This is a genomic window from Streptomyces sp. R41 (assembly GCF_041053055.1).
Taxonomy (GTDB): Bacteria; Actinomycetota; Actinomycetes; order Streptomycetales; family Streptomycetaceae; genus Streptomyces.
Genome location: NZ_CP163443.1, coordinates 10,204,707 through 10,221,298 on the forward strand (window position 1 = coordinate 10,204,707; position 16,592 = coordinate 10,221,298).

The following is a 16,592-nucleotide window of genomic DNA, read 5'->3' on the forward strand; positions in this document are numbered from 1 at the left end:
TGCGTCAGGAGCGATGGCCCGCTTCAGGTGCCGAGGCGCCGTCGGCCAAGGCGGAGACGAGCACGCGTACATCCCACGGGCCGAGGTCCAGCGGCGTGCCCACGGGAAGGGACGTGCCGTTCAGGGCGTCGGAGAGCTCTGTCGGGGCGGGAACGCTCGCGGGTTCCCAGCTCCAGTTGTGGACGATGTGGACGCGGCGTCCGTCCTGGGAGGTGCCGGTCGTGGCGGTCACGGACGCCGGGAGGTCCCGCCATCCGCTGCCCGCGGTGGGCACCAGCCACTGGGCGATCGCCTGGGCCAGGTCGCGCCCGGGAACCGTACCGACGTACGTGACGCGGCCCTCCCCGTGTGGCCGGGTGGTGAGGGCCGGCCAGCGGCCGAAGTGCGGGTGGTCGTACGAGGCGAGGATGTCTGCGTCGGCGACGATCAGGCCTTCGGCCCAGTGCGTTGCCGTCGCCGTCTCCGGCAGCGTCAGCGGGCTGCCGGGCTCGGGGCACAGGGGAACGTCGCGTACAAGGTTGCTGAACTCGTCGTAGTGAACCCCCGCGGCGTCGACCAACCGTCCGGGGGCCGACTCGTGCCGCGCGCGGGCCTCGTGGTCGGCATAGCCGGTGCGCGGGCCGAGGACCAGGTGGCCGCCGGCGTGGGCGTAGGCGGCGAGCCAGTCGAGGGTCGTGTCGGCGGCGATGTAGAGAGCTGGGACGACGAGGACGGGGTGGCGGCGGGCGGCCTCTTCCGGTGCCACGCCTTCCCGTTCGCCACGCGGGTCGTGCAGTTGACGGCTGTGGACGATGCGTACCTGGCGGCCTGCGTCGAAGGCGCCGCGGTAGAACGGGTCGAAGATGCGGTGATAGGCGGCGGGATCGGGTTCACCGTCGGGGGTGGAGAGCGGCGGGTGGTTCTGCATGAGCCACTTGCTCGGCATCGAGTAGACCATCGTGATGTCGGCGTCCGGCTCGATCCCGGCGACGAGCGGGCCCGCAGTCTCGAACTCCGCGCCGAGACGGGCGATTTCGGCGTACGTGCGGCCCGGTCTGCCGGTGTGCGGGAGGACGCCGCCCCAGTAGGTCTCCGCGCCGAAGCGCAGCGTCTGCCACTGCCAGTACTCGATCATTCGTGCCCCGCGCCCGACATGGGCCCAGGCGGCCTGCCGCCATTGGCCGTCGTAGCCGGGCCGGTTGTCCCACGCGAAGCCGATGGAGTTGGCGTTGGTCTCGGTGACCAGGAACGGCTCCTGGCGCGAGGAGAACATCGAGTCCGCCGTCCGGTACATCGACCAGACCCCGGTGGTCTTCCAGATCTGCTCGTGGTCGTCGGGCGTGGGGTCGGGCAGCAGGAGGCCGTCCTGCATGTCGTAGTAAGGGTTGCCCGAGGCGATGTCGAGGCGGTCGGTCAGCTCATCGTCCTCCACCCCTTGGCGGGTGTAGGAGATGCAGGTCGTGACGAACTGCTCGGGGGTGGCGTACTCGCGGACGATGTCGGCCTGCCAGCCGATGAACTCGGTGACCTGCCGGGCCTGGAATTCCCGCCAGGCGACGTCGTACTGCGGCTGGGCGTTGCCATCGGGCGTCCATAGGTCGGCCCAGGTGGAGAGCCGGTGGGACCAATAGACCAGTCCCCACTCGCGATTGAGGGTCTCGACGTCGCCGTACTGGGCGCGCAGGTGGTCGGTGAAGCGCTGGAAGACGCCGTGGTTGTGGAAGAGGTGCAGGCCGGGCTCGTTGTCGACCTGGAAGCCGATGACGGCCGGGTGGTCGGCGTACCGGGCGACGATCTTGCGGATCACGCGTTCGGCGTGGAAGCGGAAGGCGGGGTGGGTGAAGTCCGCCTCCTGGCGGGCGCCCAAGCCGAGGCGATGCCCCGTGGCCTGCTCGCCCGTGATCTCCGGGTACTGGCGGGCCAGCCACGGCGGCACCGCGTACGTCGGCGTCCCGAGGATCACCGATATGCCTCGCTCGTGTGCGCCGTCCAGCACCGGCTGGAGCCAGTCCAGGTCGAACCGCCCGTTCTCCGGCTCCCAGGTCGACCAGACCGACTCGCCGACCCGGATCACGGTGAAGTGGGCCTCGGCCATCAGGTCGAGGTCGGTCTTGAGCTGTTCGTCGGGCAGCAACTGGGCGTCGTAGGCCGGTTGGTACTCGTGGTAGTACGCGGCGCCGAACAGGACGCGGGCGGGCAGAACCGCCATGGAGAAACCTCCGGTAGGTAGAGGGACAGGAGCAGCGCGCGTAGGCGCGTCACTGCTTGACGCCGCCGGCGGCCAGCCCGCTCTGCCAGTACCGCTGGAGCAGGAGGAAAGCGATGACGAGCGGGAGGATCGAGATGAGGGAGCCCGTTACGACGAGCGCGAGCATGTCGCTGCTGCTACCCGCCCCTCCGTTCTGGGCCTGGGCGGCCCAGGAGGACAGCCCGACGGTGATCGGGTACAGGCTCGGGTCGTTGAGCATGATCAGCGGCAGGAAGTAGTTGTTCCACGTCGCGACCAGTGTGAAGAGCAAGACCGTCACCAGACCCGGTGCCAGGAGTCGCAGGGCGATCGTGAAGAAGATCCGGGCCTCTCCCGCGCCATCGATGCGAGCCGCCTCGAGGATGCTGTCGGGGACGGCGTCCTGGGCGTAGACGCGCATGAGGTAGAGACCGAAGGGGTTGACCAGGGAGGGCAGGATGATGGCCCAAGGCGTGTTGACGATGCCTGCCTTGGCGAACAGCAGGTAGGTCGGGATGGCCAGGGCGGTTGCCGGGACCATGACGGCGCCGAGGACAAGGTTGAAGGCGGCGCGGTCGCCGCGGAAGCGGAACTTGGCGAACCCGTACCCGGCGGCGGCCGCGAGCAGGGCGGCGCCGACGGCGCTGACGACGGCGTACATGACCGTGTTCAGCAGCCAGTGCGCGAACACCCCGTCGTCCTGGGTGAAGGTCTCCCTGATGTTCGTCAGCAGCTGCGGGGCGTGCGAGAACCACAGGCCGAAGCTGTTGAACAGGTCCTGCGTGCTCTTGGTCGAGGCGACGGCCAGCCAGAACAGCGGCAGCAGGAAGTAGGCCAGGGCGGCCAGCATGGCGATCGTCAGGGGGGTGCTGCGGCGCCGGGACGCCGACGGACGGCGACGGCCGTGCGCCACGGATGTCCGACCCCTCGCCGCGGCGCTCGCGGTCGCCGCGGGCGTGGCTGTCGCAGTGGTGGTGGTCACGGGGTCCTCCTGCGGTTCGCGGTGAGCAGCACGGCGTAGGAGGCGATCACGATGACGAGGCCGAGCAGGAAGGACACCGTGGCCGCGTAGTTCAGCTGCTGGCCGGTGAAGGCGAGGGAATAGGAGTACAGGTTGGCGGTGTAGGAGCTGCTGATGACGGCCGGGGCGATCTTCATCAGCAGGTTCGGCTCGTTGAACAGCTGGAAGCTGCCGATCACCGAGAACAGCAGGGTGAGCATCAGCGCCGGGCGGAGAGCGGGCAGTTTGACGGACCAGGCGACCCGCCAGGCGCCCGCTCCGTCCACCGCGGCCGCCTCGTAGAGTTCCTGCGGAATGGTCCGCAGGGCGGCGTACAGGATGATCATGTTGTAGCCGACGAACTCCCAGGTCACGATGTTCGCCAGGCTGCCGAGCATCCAGCCGTCGCTGAGGAAGTGCGGAGCCGGCAGGTCCAGCTTCCGGCTCAGCTGGGCGAACGGGCCGAAGTCCGGCCCGTAGAGGTAGCCCCACATGAGGGTGGCGACCACGCTCGGGACGGCGTAGGGGACGAAGATGCCCAGCCGGATGACACGGGCGAGGCGCAGCAGGCCGCTGTCGAGTGCGAGGGCGAAGAGCAGGGCCAGCACGAGCATCAGCGGGACCTGGATCACGAAGAACAGCGCGACGCGTCCGACGCCGTGGATCAGGAGCGGGTCCTGGAGGGCCTGGACGTAGTTGTCCAGGCCGACGAACACGGTCCCGCCGATGAGGCGTTGCTCGAACAGGCTGAGGTAGGCGGCATAGCCGAGTGGGGCGAGGAAGAGCAGGAGGAAGAGCACCAGGAACGGCGCGACGAACAGCGGCCCCGCCGCACCCTGGCGGCGCACGCCAGCGGGCCCGCGGCGCGTCGGTCCTGCCCGGTGTGGGCCCTTGGGGGAGGCCGCGGTTGTGGCAGTCATCATCGGGCCTTTCTGAGGGGTGGGACTGTCCCGGCGAGGGGACGGGTCCCGCGCCGGAGCGCGGAAGCGCGGGACCCGTCGGCGGTCACGATGACTTGACGGTGAAGCCCTGGTTCTTGGCGTATGTGGTCAGCCGCGACTGCCACGTGCCGAGGGCGCGGACCGTGTCGGATTTGTCGGCCAGGGACTTGCCGACGGTCTCGGTCCAGTCCGTCGCCGCCTGGTCGAGGAACGGCGGCCACTGGAAGGAGGAGTTGACGGTGCCGCCGATGTCGGCGAAGAGCTGGTTGACCTTCTGGCCGCCGTAGAAGGACGGCGCGTCCCCGACGAACTCGGGGTCCGTGAGCAGGGCTTTCGTCGCCGGAAAGAAGAACTGCTCGGTGGCGAACATCTTGGCGCTGGCGGGGTTGCTGTTGAGGAACTGCGCGAACATGGCCGCCGCGATGGGGTTCTTGGTCGACCGGATGACCGCTGTGGTCGAGCCGCCCCAGTTACCGGAGCTCGGCTTGGCGGCGTCCCACTGCGGCAGCGGGGCCGCCCGCCACTTGCCCGCGGTGGCCTTGGCCGATCCGGAGAGGAAGACCGGGCCCCAGGCCGCGGTGAGCCAGGTGGCGTACTTGCCCTTGTTCAGTGCGGCGTACCAGGCGTCGGTGAAGTCCGGTTCGACGCCGATGACTCCCTCATCCGCCAGAGCGCCCCAGTACTCGCCGAGCTTCCTGGAGACCGGGTCGTCGACGCTGATGGTGATGTCGCTGCCGGAAGTGACGTAGGGCTTGGCGCCCGCCTGCCACAGCAGCCCGTGCCAGGCGGCGACCTGGTTGGCCGCGAGGTTGGTGAGGTAGACGTCCGGATCGGTCTTGTGGAGCTTCCGGGCCGCCGAGGCGAACTCGTCCCAGGTCCCCGGCACTTCGATGCCGTGCTTGTCGAAGATGTCCTTGCGGTACAGCATGCCCATCGGACCGGTGTCCTGCGGGATCGCCCAGACCTCGCCCTTGGGGCCGCTGACTTGGCCCCACGTCCAGTCGACGAACTTGTCCTTCAGCGCGGATGCGCCGTACGGCCGCAGATCCAGCAGGCTGTTGGTGATGGTGAAGGTCGGGATGGCCTGGAACTCGACCTGCACCATGTCCGGGGCCCCGCTGCCGGCCTTCAGCGCCGTGCGCAGCTTGGTGTACTGCGGGGTGCCCTGGCCGGCGTTGACGACCTTGACCTTGATGGCCGGGTACTTCTCCTCGAAGAGCGCGATCTCCTGGGCGATGTTCGGGACCCAGGTCCAGAACATCAGCTCGGTCGGGGTCGTCATCGCCTTGTCGATGTCGGCCTGGCTGACCGGCTTGGAGGAAGAGGACGCGCCGCCCGAGTCGCCGCCGCACGCGGACAGCGCGGCGCCGAGGGACACGGCCCCCGTCGCGGTGAGAAAGAGCCGACGGCTCATCGGGGTGGAACTGGCAGAGGATCCGGATCTGGGCATGGTGAACTCCCGCCGTGGCGAAGGTGACGGCACGCCTGGCGAGGGCGTGCGGAACAGGGGTGAAGACGAGGAGAGGGAGGGAAAGCGCGGGCGTGACGACCATGCGGTGGAGACTTACGCGGTCGGGGGCACGTCCTCGCGGACCGGGACCGGTGTGCGTTCCACGTGCTGCGGAGGTGGAACGCCGCGGCCGACAGGAGAAGGCGGTATGGGGCAGAGACCGGCGCGGCAGTCTGGCTCAGGGCCGACTGGCGAAGGAGAGGTCCCGCGTCGCTCGTGATTCGGGGTCGTCCGGCAGAGCGGTGCGCGGCAGTAAGAAGGGAGTGACCAGCGGCCGGTACGGCGGCTCGCCTTGGGATCACACGTCAGCCATGAGTTCTGTTGGCCGGGGTGATCGGGCTGGTCAGCGTTCGTCAGTGGTCAGTGGAACGAGCCTCCCTTCGGGAACGCGGGGCACTGCGCTGTCCGCGGCCCGGGGTCGTCCGGGGCGGCGGGGGCGCGGTCGAGGCACGGATGATGAGGTCGACCGGTGGGTCAGTCGCCGGCAAGGGATCTGCCTGCGGATTCTCGATGGAGTGCACGAGACGCTTGAGTCCCTCCCGCGCCACGGCGTCGAACGGCTGACGCACCGTGGTCAGCGGAGGACTCACATAGCCGGCGACCGGAATGTCGTCGAAGCCGACGACGCTCACGTCCTCCGGCACCCGTCGGCCGGCTTCCGTCAGCGCGCGGATGAGACCGATGGCCATGTCGTCGTTGGCGGAGAACACCGCGGTCACGTCGGGGTCGGCGGCCAGGGCGCGGCCTGCCTCGTATCCGGACGCGGCCGACCAGTCGCCCTCGACGACCGGCGGGACGTCCCTGCCCCGTTCGGTGAGCGCGGCTCGCCATCCCTCGAGGCGGTCCCGGGCGGCGTACCACCGCTGCGGACCGGCGAGGTGGTGCACGGTCGCGTGGCCAAGGTCCAGCAGATGATCGGTCGCGGCCTGCGCCATCAGGTCGGCGCCGCCGCCCGCGACCAGCACCGTGGAAGCGGCGAAGGGCGGCGGCGCGCCGATGACCAGGATCGGCACCTCGACACGGACGGACATGTCCTCGCCGTCTCCGTCCTCGTCGATGGGCTCGGAGATGACGATGCCGTCCACACCCTGGTCGAGGAGTGAGTCGAGGGCGCCGGCGATGCCCGCCGGGTCGCCTTCCATCGTGTTGACCACGCGCAGCGCGTACCCCGTGTCCCGGACGATCCTCTCGACACCCATGAGCAAGGTGGCCGGCCCGTACAGCGCCGTGCCCAGCGTCACCACACCGATGGAGCGGGTCCGTCCCGAGGCCAGCGCCCGGGCCGCGTTGTTGCGCCGGTAGCCGAGCTGCTCCGCGGCGTCGAGGACGCGGCGGCGCACATCGGCGGAGACATACGGCTCGTCGTTGAAGACCCGTGACACGGTCTTCTGCGAGACCCCCGCCAGCCGGGCCACGTCCACGCTGCGCGGCGCGGCGGAGCTCCCGCCTCGCTCCGTCCCTCGCGTCATGGTGTCTCCCGGTGGCCGACGGTCGAGCCCGATTGTGTCAGACCTACGCTGGGCTGACTGCGCAGTCATGTCTACGCAGTCATACGGCGGCCGTCAAGAGTCCGGACCGTATCCGTGACGTCACGCCGGGGGCGGGAGCGCGGGGACTCCAGGGATCAGCGTTCCGGGGAGTAACCGCGGTGCGAGAGCGTGACCCGGCCCGAGGCGCGCCGAAAAGGGCGCGGCTCGACGTGGGACGCAACTACAGAGCTGCCGGGGTGTGCGCGACCATGGTTCTAGGGTCTGAACCAGGTTTGGTGACCTGAACTCCCTTTGATTCGCGACAAGTTGATGACGAGCCATGGACAGCCTGTGAGGCGGGAGTTGAGGATGGGAGTCCCCATCCGTAGGAGTTGTTCACATGCATAGACGACGCCTGCTCTCCGGTGCTGTCGCGCTCGCGGCCTCCGCATCCCTCCTGCCCTCGCTGACGGGCACCGCACAAGCCGCCCCGCGCGCCGCCTCGCCCGGACTGCCGCCGAGGGCCGAGATCACCGCAGTCCTGCGGCGCGTGGCCGACCAGTGGATCGGCGCCCACACGGACCCCGGTGACAACGGCTGGGCCAACGCCACCTTCTTCAGCGGGCTGCTCGCCCTCCAGCGCCTGACGGGCAGCGCCCGCTACCTCTCCTACGCCCGCGGCTGGGCCGAGAAGCACGCGTACGGCCTCAACGGCGGCGTGACCACCCGCCACGCCGACAACCACAATGCCGGGCAGGCCTACCTCGATCTCTACGAGAGAGAACCCGAGGAGCGGAAGCTCACCGCGATAGAAACGTCCCTGCACCGCATGGTCTACGAGGATCAGCCGGACAAGAACGACGACTGGTGGTGGGACGACGCCCTCCACATGGCCATGCCGCCCTTCGCCCGCCTGGGCGCCCTGCGCAAGGACACCCAGTACTGGGAGAAGCTGTACGCCCTCTACAACCACACCAAGCGCATCGAGGGCGGCCCCGGCCTGTACGACCCCACCACGGGCCTGTGGTACCGCGACAAGCGTTTCCTGCCCGGCGGGATCGCTTCTCCCACGGGCAAGCCGGTCGTGTGGTCGCGAGGCAACGGATGGGTGACCGGCGGACACGTCAAAACCCTCAAGGCCCTGCCGCCCGGCGAACGGCACACCGCCGAATACCGCGACACCCTGACCCGTCTGGTGACGGCCGTGGCCGGCGTACAGCGCGGCGACGGCTTCTGGAACGTCAACCTCGCCGACGCCGCGCACCTGCCGGGCCCCGAGACCAGTGGCACGTCCTTCTTCCTGTACGGCACGTCGTACGCGATCGGCGCGGGCCTGGTCGACCGGGCCACCTACCTCCCGGTGGCGGCCCGGGCCTGGAACGGCCTCGTCACCAGCGCCGTCCATCCCGACGGCTTCCTGGGATACGTCCAGAACGTCGGTGACCGCCCGGAGTCCAGCCAGCCCGTCACCTACGAGAGCACCGCGAACTTCGGCGTGGGTGCCTTCCTGCTCGGCGGCAGCGAACTCGCCCGCGTGGCTGGCTACTGACACGAGGACACACAGGGCCCCCGTCGCTGGAATGCGGCGGGGGCTCCCTTGCGCTGATCGGTCAGGGCTGTGCGGTGAGCGTGAAGCTCTGTGCCGCAGAGCCGTCGCAGGTGCGCTGGGTGAGCTGCACGCTGTTCGTCGAGGCGCTCGCCGCGGTCAGACACTTGCCGCTGTGCCGGGCCGTGAAGTGGTAGCGCCCGGTGCTCTCCTTGACCGGGAGCCACTGCTGGTTCTGCCCGCCCCCGTAACTCCACAGCTGGAGCGGCGCGTTGTCGGCAGTCGAGACACCGGTCACGTCGATCACCTGCTGCGGGTTGCCGCGGATGCCGACCTGGCGGTAGCCGCTGTCGGTCGAGCGGAACTGGAACTGCTGTGCCTGAGTGCCGTTGCAGGCGTACTGCTGGATCGCGGTCCCGTTCGCCGTGGCGGCCGAACGGGCGTCCACACAGGTGCCGTTGCCGGCATTCGTCAGCGAGTACCAGGCGGTCTCGGAGATCGAGTCCGCCGGCGGGGTGGTGGTGTCGGCCCCGCCCAGCCACTTCAGCCCGTCCAGCAGGAACCGGTTCTGTGTCTCACTCGCGAAGGTCGACGACAGACGCGTGTTGGTCGAGTAGTCCATGGCGTTGTGGCCGAAGTTCGCGTACAGCATCTTGTACTTCGTGTTGGTCCACAGAATCGGGTAGTAGCCGCTGTACCAGGTCTGGTTGGGATCGGTGCCGACCGGGAAGCTGCTGGGGTCGATCGAGGCCAGGATCTTGATGTCCGGGTTCTGCCGCAGGTCGTTGGACCAGCTGTACCACTCGCTGACCGACGAGGTGAACGCGGCCGGCAGATTCTTGGTGGACGGGTGTGTACGGTCCTCGACCTTCAGGACCGCCGTCGTCGGACCCCAGGTGTTGGTCCGGAAGTTGCCGCTGCCGAGGAACTGGTTGTGGTACCAGGGCCAGCCCGCAGCGTTGGTCGTGAAGGCCGCGACATGGAAGCCCATCCAGGCACCCCCATTGCGCATGTACGTCTCGAAGCCTGTCCGTTGGGCCGATGTCTGCGGCAAGTCGTCGAGAAACAGCACGACTTGGTACGCGTTGACGCCGCCGCTGCTGAGCAGGTCCCAGTTGTTGCTGGCCGTGTAGGTGAAGCCGTTCGCCGCGGCCTGCTTGGGGAACCAGTCGTTCGCCTCCTTGACGAAGTCGATGTGCGCCGCGTCCCAGGTGCCGTTGTAGAGCGCCAGCACCTTGAACGGGGTCGCCGCCGTGCCGGCCTGGGCGGCGGGTGGCGCCGCCAGGCCGAGCAGCGTCGCCAGGAGGAGGAGAACCCGCAGGGCCGAGCGCGCCGGACCGGATCTGATCGTGTGCATGGGTTGATCGATCCCTTCTGTGCGGGTCACGGGTAGCTGACGAGGTTGGCGACGTTGGTGGAGGAGTTGGACGGGCCGCCCTTGTCGTTGATGACGTGCCGGATCGTGCCGACGCCGCCCAGGGAGACCGTCACCATGTCCTTGAACTTCACGTTCGCGGTGTTGGGTGCCTCGATGGCGTGCTCGGCGGCCACGCTCGAGTTGGTGCTGAAGTAGCAGTAGCTGCCGAATCCGTACACCTGATGACTCGTCACCGAGTTCGCGACCTTGTACGCGGCGTAGCCCTGGGTCGAACCGTTCATCCAGGACGACTGGTTGGGCGGGTCGTACGGCATCTCGTTCTGGTAGAAGTACGTGCGGCCGCCGTTGCCGTTCCAGATGGTCTGGTACTTCTGGTAGTGCTCGACGAACAGGCCGTACATGGTGACGTCGTCACCGTTCACGACGAGCCCGGTGTCGGCGGTGTTGCTGGTCCAGCCGACGCCACTGCCGTGGTCGGCGCGCCACAGCCACAGATGGTCGCCGATGACGTCGTCGCTGTTGATCGTCAGGCTCGTGGTGGCCTTGCCGACGCCGGCGCCGCCGATGCGGAAGAACACGTCGTGCAGGGAGCTGGGGTCGGCGCTGTGGTCGGCGGAGGAGCCGCTCGGCCCCATCTCCATGAGCTGCGACGAGTTGGTGGTGCCGGCGTCGATCAGCAGACCGGCGAGCTGGACACCGTTCACGTCGGCGACGGACATCGCGGTGATCCCGTTGTCGGGGATGAGCGTGGCGAGACCCAGGCCCAGGACGACGGTGTCCGCCCTGGTCACCTTGAGCGTCTGGTCGAGGTGGTAGACCCCCGGAGTCACCAGCAGGTTCTTGCCCTGCGCGAGCGCGTCGTTCGTCTGCGCGGCCGTCGCGCCCGGCTTGACGATGAAGAAGTCGGCGAGGGGCAGCGACGTGCCCGCCGGGGTGCCGGAACTCCACGTGGTGCCGCTGGTGTTGGTGCGCACGGAGGGCACGAACACCTTCCAGGCGCCGGCCGAGTCGACGTACAGGAAGGGCTTCTCACGGGTGACCGGCGCCTGGTCGACCGTGGTGTACGGCGGGCTCGGGAAGCTGTTCGCGGGAGCGTTCCTGGAGCCGACGAAGACCATGTTCCAGTTGGAGCCGGTCCAGCTGCCCCACTCGGTGTTCCGCGACAGCCACTGCTGCTGGGAGCCGGAGTTGACCTGCCCATCGACCTTCGTGTCGGCCATGTAGCCACCGCTGGACCAACCGCCGTCGTCCAGCGCGAGGTTGCCCTTGAGGTGCATGCGCCGGTAGGGCGCGGCCTGCGACACCGCCCAGCGGTCCGAGCCACCCGTGGGAGTCACCGACAGGTTCTCGGCCGACCGCCAGAAGTTCTGGGTGGCGTTGCCCTGGAACCAGTCGGCCTCGGCGTGCACCGAGCCCTTGATGTTCACGTCGTCGGGCGAGAGACCGAGACCGGCGACCTGCGTGTAGAAGCCGACGTTGGCGTTGGCGCTGTACGTACCCGGCTTGAACAGGAAAGCCTTACGAGCCGTGCCGAACTGGTTGGTCTCCTGCTGCGAGAAGGCCGAGTCGAGGCTGCTCTGGATGGTGGTGGCCGGGGTCGACGGGTCGAAGACGGTGACGTTCGGGCCGAGGTCCGGGGTCCCGGGCGGCGGCGTCGCGTCGACGGGGTTGACGTAGAAGGACTGGGCTGCCGTTCCGTTGCACGTGTACTGCGTCAGCTGCACGCTGTCCGCGGTGGAGGCGCTCGGCACGTCGAGGCACTTGCCGCTGTTGCGGTTCACGAAGTGGTACGCGCCGCTGGACTCCGCCACGGCCTGCCACTGCTGGTTGTTGCCGCCGCCGTACGTCCACAGCTGGACCGGCGCACTGTCCGCCGTCGAGACGTCGGTGACGTCCCACGCCTTGGTGGCGTCGGCGCGATTGTCGACCTGGGAGTATCCGCCGGACGTGGCCGCGAACTGCCACTGCTGGGCCTGGCTGCTGTTGCAGGCGTACTGCTGGACCGCGGTGCCGTTCGCCGTCCCGGCGGCGCGCGCGTCGACGCACTTGCCGCTGCCGACGTTGACGACGGTGGCCCAGCCGGTGGGCAGCGCGGCGGCCTGCGCGGACGCCTTGTCCTGCGAGGCGATCGCCACGGCTGACAGCGTTGTCGCCACCAGTGCGCACACGGTCAGCACTTTCGGTATCCGGTGACGGCTGGACTGTCTCCTGAATCTGGACACGGGGCTCTCCTGCGCTGGTGGGGGGTGGGGAAGGTCAGCCGGTGTACTTCGTGAAGACGCGCGTGTAGTCCCAGTCCTGCTGGCTCACTCCGGAGCAGCTGTCGGCGACACCGCTCGTGCACGGCCGGTCGCGGTTGACGGACCAGAAGGTCAGCCGCGCCAGGTGGTGCTGCTGCGCGTAGCCGAGGATGGTCTGGAAGTCGGCGACGGTGACCGTCTCGTTCTGGTCGGTGATCCCGTTCATGGAGGAGATGCCCATGTCCCGGTACGCCTGGTCGTCGCTGTAGCCGTAGGCGTTCTTGAGCGCGGTCTTCAGGCCCTCCGCGGCCCGCTGGGTGAGCGTGCCCATGTTCTGCCCCGCACCACCGAAGTCGAACGGCATGATCGTCCAGCTGTCCACGGTGAGCCCGGACGCGGCTGCCCGGTTGATGAGGCCCGTGTCGGGGCCGCTCTGGCCCGTGCCGATGGTGACGTACACCTTGATGCCCGGGTTGTTGGCCTTGACGGTCTTGAGCGCGTCCACCGTGCGCTGCTGGACCGTCGTGTTGCTGTAGGCGTCGGCCTCGATGTCGATGTCGATCGCCTTGAGCCCGTAGGCGTTGATGACCTTCTGGTACGCGGCCGCCAACTCCCCGGCGCTGGAGCAGGAACTCTCCAGCTTGTTGCCGCTGTAGCCGCCGAACGACGGGATGATGTCCCCGCCGTTCGCCCGCACGGTGTTGACGGTCTGCTGGTCGACGCCGCCGGTCAGCGCACGGCTGCCGTCCCACTGCGGGTTGCAGTATCCGTTGCTGAGCACGAAGGCCAACGTGAACCACTTGACGCCGGTGGCGTTCATGACCGTGGTGGGGTTCGGAGGGCTGCCCCAGCCGTTGTAGATGTAGGGGGCGACGGCCATCGGCGCGGAGGGGGTCGTACCCCCGTCGGCGGCGGGCGCGGTCCACTTCTGGTTGGCGCCGCCGGTGCAGCTCCAGATCTGTATCGGGGTGCCGTTCGCCGAGGTGTTGCCTGTGACGTCCGCGCACTTGTTGGCCTGCGGATTGACGATGTCGCGCGCCGAGGAGACCGTCCACTTCTGGTTCGCGCCGCCCGTACAGTCCCACAGCTGGAGCTTGGCCCCGTCCGCGGTCGAATTGCCGGTGACGTCAAGGCACTTGCCGAGAGCCCGTATCGTCCCGTCCGAGCCGACGGTCCACTGCTGGGCGGCCGTTCCGTTGCAGTCGTAGAGCTGTACGGCCGTGCCGTTCGCGGAGTTCGCGCCCGCCACGTCGAGGCACTTGCCCGCGAGGCCCGTGATCGTGCCGGTGGCGGCGGAGGCGGGAGCCACGCTCAACGCACTCGCGGAGAGAGCGAGCACGGCGGTGGTGAGGGTGCCGCGCAACGCGGCGGAGCGCGCAAGGGATTGTCTGGCCATCAAGGGGGATCACAGCCCTTCACTGGAGGCTGATGGTGGGGGTGTGTTCACGTTCATGAACAACGAGCGCATTCATGGAGCCGTGGTGATCGGGAACCTAAAGGTCTGCACCAAAGTCGTCAAGAGATGAAGCGAAGGAGCCCGTGAATTGGGCGGTATTCACAAGGAGTTGAACGCGCGGAAGCCCAGGGGTGACGACGAAGAGCCGAGGCTCTGCCTGTGCAGAGCCTCGGCTCGGTGATGCGGTGATGCGGTGATGCGGTGATGCGGTGATGCGGTGATGCGGTGATGCGGTGATCGGGGAAGGCGGCCGTGCCCGTTGACCAGGTACGGCGGATCAAAGCCTCCGGCGGTGCCGCGGCCGGTCAGCGGCCCTGGCTCTGCGCGGTCTTCGAGAAACCGTCGTGCCAGGCGGCTTTGGCGCCCGAGTCGCCTATCCGGTACACGTCGACCACGGCACCTGTCGCCACGGCCAAGGACAGGACGACGGCGGCGACCCGGATCGGCGTGGAGGGCCGGTGTGCCGCCGTACGGCGGGTGCCCTGCTGGACGGTGGCCGCGCTCCGGGCCGTCCACCACACGGCCGCCGACAGCACGAAGAGTCCAAGCGCCCACGGCAGGAGACCGTCACCGAGTTCGGCGTGCCTGCGGACCAGGGAGGAACTGTCCACGTGCGCCTCAAGCCACTCGCCCGCATGCGTGGTGAGGGGCACGCTCGCCAGCGCCACCAGGGCCAGCACCGGCAGCAGGACGCCCAGCCGCCGTGCGACGCGTGGCCAGATGGCGCAGACGACGAGCGCCAGCGCGCTGAGCGGCACGAGCACGATGACGACGTGCACGAACAGGATGTGTGCGGGCAGACCGTTGACAACGGTGAAGCTCATCAGACTCGTCTCCCGGAGACGCCGAGTTGTGGAGGGCGGATGCGGGGGCGGGTTCGTTGATCGTCCGCCGCCCGGCGGCTCGCAGCCTGACACAGGAACTTCTCAGCTTCTTCTGAGGTGGGAGTGCCGGGGGTTGTCCGTACGGTGACCGCGCGGCGCCCCCCTGCGGACGCCGCGCGGAGTCACGAGAACAGCTGCTTCAGGAGGGCGTTGTCGAACACTCGGTGCGGGTCGAGCCGGTCCAGTACGGCGGCCGCCGTGTCCCAGTGGGCTCCTTCAGCGTCGTCGAACGAGGCGGGCACGGCGCTGCCGAGCACTTCCGGATCGGACCATGCCGCCCGGTCCGTGTAGGCCCAGCCCTTGGACCACTCCACGCGCGTGAGGGCGTACCCGCCGTCGAATGTCGTGAAAAGGAAGCGCTCCAACTCCCGGTAGAACGCCTCGGCATCGGCAGTGCCCGGCAGGGTGAGGACATCCAGCCAGACGGCCGTGTCCCACTCGGGGTGGTCGGCTCGGGGACGCAGCGCGGACAACAGTGGGGCGCGGGCGCCGGACGACTCGACGTCGGACGGGTCGTCGAGGCCGGTCACGCGGATCTCGACCTGGCCGTTGACGGGGTAGCGCCCACGGGCGGCGTACGCGGCCAGCCGCTCCCGGTAGAAGGTGGTGAACTCCGAGACGACACGCTGCACTTCGGCCCGTGAGGTGAGCACGGCGTAGCCGTTGGCGGTCACCCGCAGTGTGGTGGGCTTGATGTAGAGCAGGGTGTTCTTGGACGGCCCCCAGATGTCCGCCGACAGCGTGGCCGTCAGGCCCAGGGTGGCCGCGGTGAGCTGTGCGGTGCCCAGGACCGGAGCGAGATACCAGGCCGCGTCGGACACCATCCGCCCCGCGAGATCGGCCACGACCGTGGGGATGTTGTCGGAGAAGGGATAGTTGTACGGCGATGTCACGCGGCGCGAGGTGAGCGGCCGGGTGGGGGCGACGCTCCACACCTTCAGCCAGGGAAACTCGGTGAACGCGAACCAGATCGCCTCGGCCCGCCCGGATTCGTCGAGGAAGCTCGCGAAGGTACGCCCCTCACCGCCCGGCGCCGCGAAGAGCTCGGCGGCGGGTATGTCGACGCGGCTGACGCAGCGCAGGTTGGTGTTCGCGCCCACGCGCAGTACGACTTCGGTGACCAGGGCACGGCCCAGATGTGTGAGGAGTGCCGCGCCGTCCGCGTCGGCACGGTCGTAGGTGCGCAGCACATACGCGTCGGTGTCGGGGTCCCAGACCACCGCCGTCAGCGACAGCACGAGATTGCTGAGCGAGCCGTACGTGTGCCCGGGCAGCCGGCTCTCGCCGTCGGCCGGTACGGCGGTGCCGTGCGCGTCGATGGCCAGCGCGCCGCCGAGCGTCAGATCGCCCGGCGCGGGCGTCGCGGTGAGACCGAGGCCGCGGTCCTCCAGGAAGGCGAGCAGCGTTTCCAGGGTGACGCCGGCGCCGGCTCGTACGGCGGCGGGCTCGGTCGACTCCAGCGACAGACCGGTCAGCCGGGTGGCCGTGTCGACCAGCAGGACGTGGGCGTCCGCCCCCGTCCCCGCGGGGATCGTCAGCGGCGCCCAGCCGTGTGAGCAGCCACGCGCGCGGACCGTCCAGCCCTGCTTCCTGGCCCAGTTGACCACCTGGACGACCTGGTCCGCGTCGCGTGGAGCGCAGGCCCACAGTCCGTCCGCGGTGATCTCCCCGACCCAGTTGCGGTAGGCCGAACGGTAGACGTCGACGCCGGTGGGGAACCCGGGCAGATCGGCCGCCGCGGCACTGCCGTGCACCGCGAGCGGCGGTCCGGCGACGAGCGCGGCCGCACTCAGCAGGAAACCCCGGCGAGACCAGGCGGGTCGCCCTTCACTTCTTAAACGGTCGGTCATGCGCTGCACGCTAGGTGGCAGTTGACACGAATCAACCAATCGTCGAAGCGCTTCACTCGTACGAGTGACAAACCCGCACAGGAGGTTCCTTGCGGACGCACAGCCGCAACGG

General features: G+C 69.0%; 11 protein-coding genes. 1 reads left to right on the plus strand and 10 read right to left on the minus strand.

The features are described from left to right. Positions 1 to 4 precede the first annotated feature (4 nt). The 5 genes from AB5J53_RS46540 to AB5J53_RS46560 form a co-directional block, all read right to left on the minus strand. The gene (locus AB5J53_RS46540; protein ID WP_369251614.1) at positions 5 to 2,188 is read right to left on the minus strand and encodes a beta-galactosidase; all 2,184 of its coding nucleotides are present in this window, start codon (positions 2,186 to 2,188) and stop codon (positions 5 to 7) included. 49 nt (positions 2,189 to 2,237) lie between these two features. Continuing rightward, entirely contained in the window at positions 2,238 to 3,119 is an 882-nt protein-coding gene (locus AB5J53_RS46545; protein ID WP_369252899.1) for a carbohydrate ABC transporter permease, read from the minus strand. 65 nt (positions 3,120 to 3,184) lie between these two features. After that, positions 3,185 to 4,129 carry a carbohydrate ABC transporter permease gene (locus AB5J53_RS46550; RefSeq protein ID WP_369251615.1) on the minus strand — a complete coding sequence of 315 codons (945 nt, stop codon included), beginning with the start codon at positions 4,127 to 4,129 and terminating at the stop codon, positions 3,185 to 3,187. Between the two features lie 82 nt (positions 4,130 to 4,211). Then, positions 4,212 to 5,597 carry an ABC transporter substrate-binding protein gene (locus AB5J53_RS46555; RefSeq protein ID WP_369251616.1) on the minus strand — a complete coding sequence of 462 codons (1,386 nt, stop codon included), beginning with the start codon at positions 5,595 to 5,597 and terminating at the stop codon, positions 4,212 to 4,214. Between the two features lie 413 nt (positions 5,598 to 6,010). Then, on the minus strand, positions 6,011 to 7,078 hold the full coding sequence (locus AB5J53_RS46560) for a LacI family DNA-binding transcriptional regulator (protein ID WP_369252901.1): 1,068 nt from the start codon (positions 7,076 to 7,078) through the stop codon (positions 6,011 to 6,013). A gap of 448 nt (positions 7,079 to 7,526) precedes the next feature. Between AB5J53_RS46560 and AB5J53_RS46565 the strand changes: the two genes are divergently transcribed. Beyond that, positions 7,527 to 8,675 (plus strand): glycoside hydrolase family 88 protein, encoded by a 1,149-nt coding sequence (locus AB5J53_RS46565; protein WP_369251617.1) that lies wholly within the window; start codon positions 7,527 to 7,529, stop codon positions 8,673 to 8,675. 61 nt (positions 8,676 to 8,736) lie between these two features. On the opposite strand, the gene AB5J53_RS46570 is transcribed toward AB5J53_RS46565, so the two are convergent. The 5 genes from AB5J53_RS46570 to AB5J53_RS46590 all read right to left on the minus strand — a co-directional run bounded on the left by AB5J53_RS46570 (position 8,737) and on the right by AB5J53_RS46590 (position 16,480). Then, a complete protein-coding gene (locus tag AB5J53_RS46570; protein WP_369251618.1) occupies positions 8,737 to 10,029 on the minus strand; it encodes a ThuA domain-containing protein in 1,293 nt (430 codons plus the stop codon). A gap of 26 nt (positions 10,030 to 10,055) precedes the next feature. Beyond that, a complete protein-coding gene (locus AB5J53_RS46575; RefSeq protein WP_369251619.1) occupies positions 10,056 to 12,185 on the minus strand; it encodes an RICIN domain-containing protein in 2,130 nt (709 codons plus the stop codon). Between the two features lie 121 nt (positions 12,186 to 12,306). After that, positions 12,307 to 13,686 carry a ricin-type beta-trefoil lectin domain protein gene (locus tag AB5J53_RS46580; RefSeq protein ID WP_369251620.1) on the minus strand — a complete coding sequence of 460 codons (1,380 nt, stop codon included), beginning with the start codon at positions 13,684 to 13,686 and terminating at the stop codon, positions 12,307 to 12,309. 365 nt (positions 13,687 to 14,051) lie between these two features. After that, complete coding sequence (locus AB5J53_RS46585) at positions 14,052 to 14,570, minus strand: DUF2231 domain-containing protein (protein WP_369251621.1); 519 nt, start codon at positions 14,568 to 14,570, stop codon at positions 14,052 to 14,054. 182 nt (positions 14,571 to 14,752) lie between these two features. Next, positions 14,753 to 16,480: a cholesterol oxidase substrate-binding domain-containing protein gene (locus AB5J53_RS46590; RefSeq protein WP_369251622.1), complete on the minus strand. Its 1,728-nt coding sequence runs from the start codon at positions 16,478 to 16,480 to the stop codon at positions 14,753 to 14,755. Positions 16,481 to 16,592: the final 112 nt, after the last annotated feature.

Bases quoted from the DNA above. Each gene is read 5' to 3' on its own strand.
- AB5J53_RS46570 (WP_369251618.1), bottom strand. From the start codon at position 10,029: ATGCACACGATCAGATCCGGTCCGGCGCGCTCGGCCCTGCGGGTTCTC.
- AB5J53_RS46565 (WP_369251617.1), top strand. From the start codon at position 7,527: ATGCATAGACGACGCCTGCTCTCCGGTGCTGTCGCGCTCGCGGCCTCC.
- AB5J53_RS46590 (WP_369251622.1), bottom strand. From the start codon at position 16,480: ATGACCGACCGTTTAAGAAGTGAAGGGCGACCCGCCTGGTCTCGCCGG.
- AB5J53_RS46540 (WP_369251614.1), bottom strand. From the start codon at position 2,188: ATGGCGGTTCTGCCCGCCCGCGTCCTGTTCGGCGCCGCGTACTACCAC.
- AB5J53_RS46550 (WP_369251615.1), bottom strand. From the start codon at position 4,129: ATGATGACTGCCACAACCGCGGCCTCCCCCAAGGGCCCACACCGGGCA.
- AB5J53_RS46585 (WP_369251621.1), bottom strand. From the start codon at position 14,570: ATGAGCTTCACCGTTGTCAACGGTCTGCCCGCACACATCCTGTTCGTG.
- AB5J53_RS46580 (WP_369251620.1), bottom strand. From the start codon at position 13,686: ATGGCCAGACAATCCCTTGCGCGCTCCGCCGCGTTGCGCGGCACCCTC.
- AB5J53_RS46555 (WP_369251616.1), bottom strand. From the start codon at position 5,597: ATGCCCAGATCCGGATCCTCTGCCAGTTCCACCCCGATGAGCCGTCGG.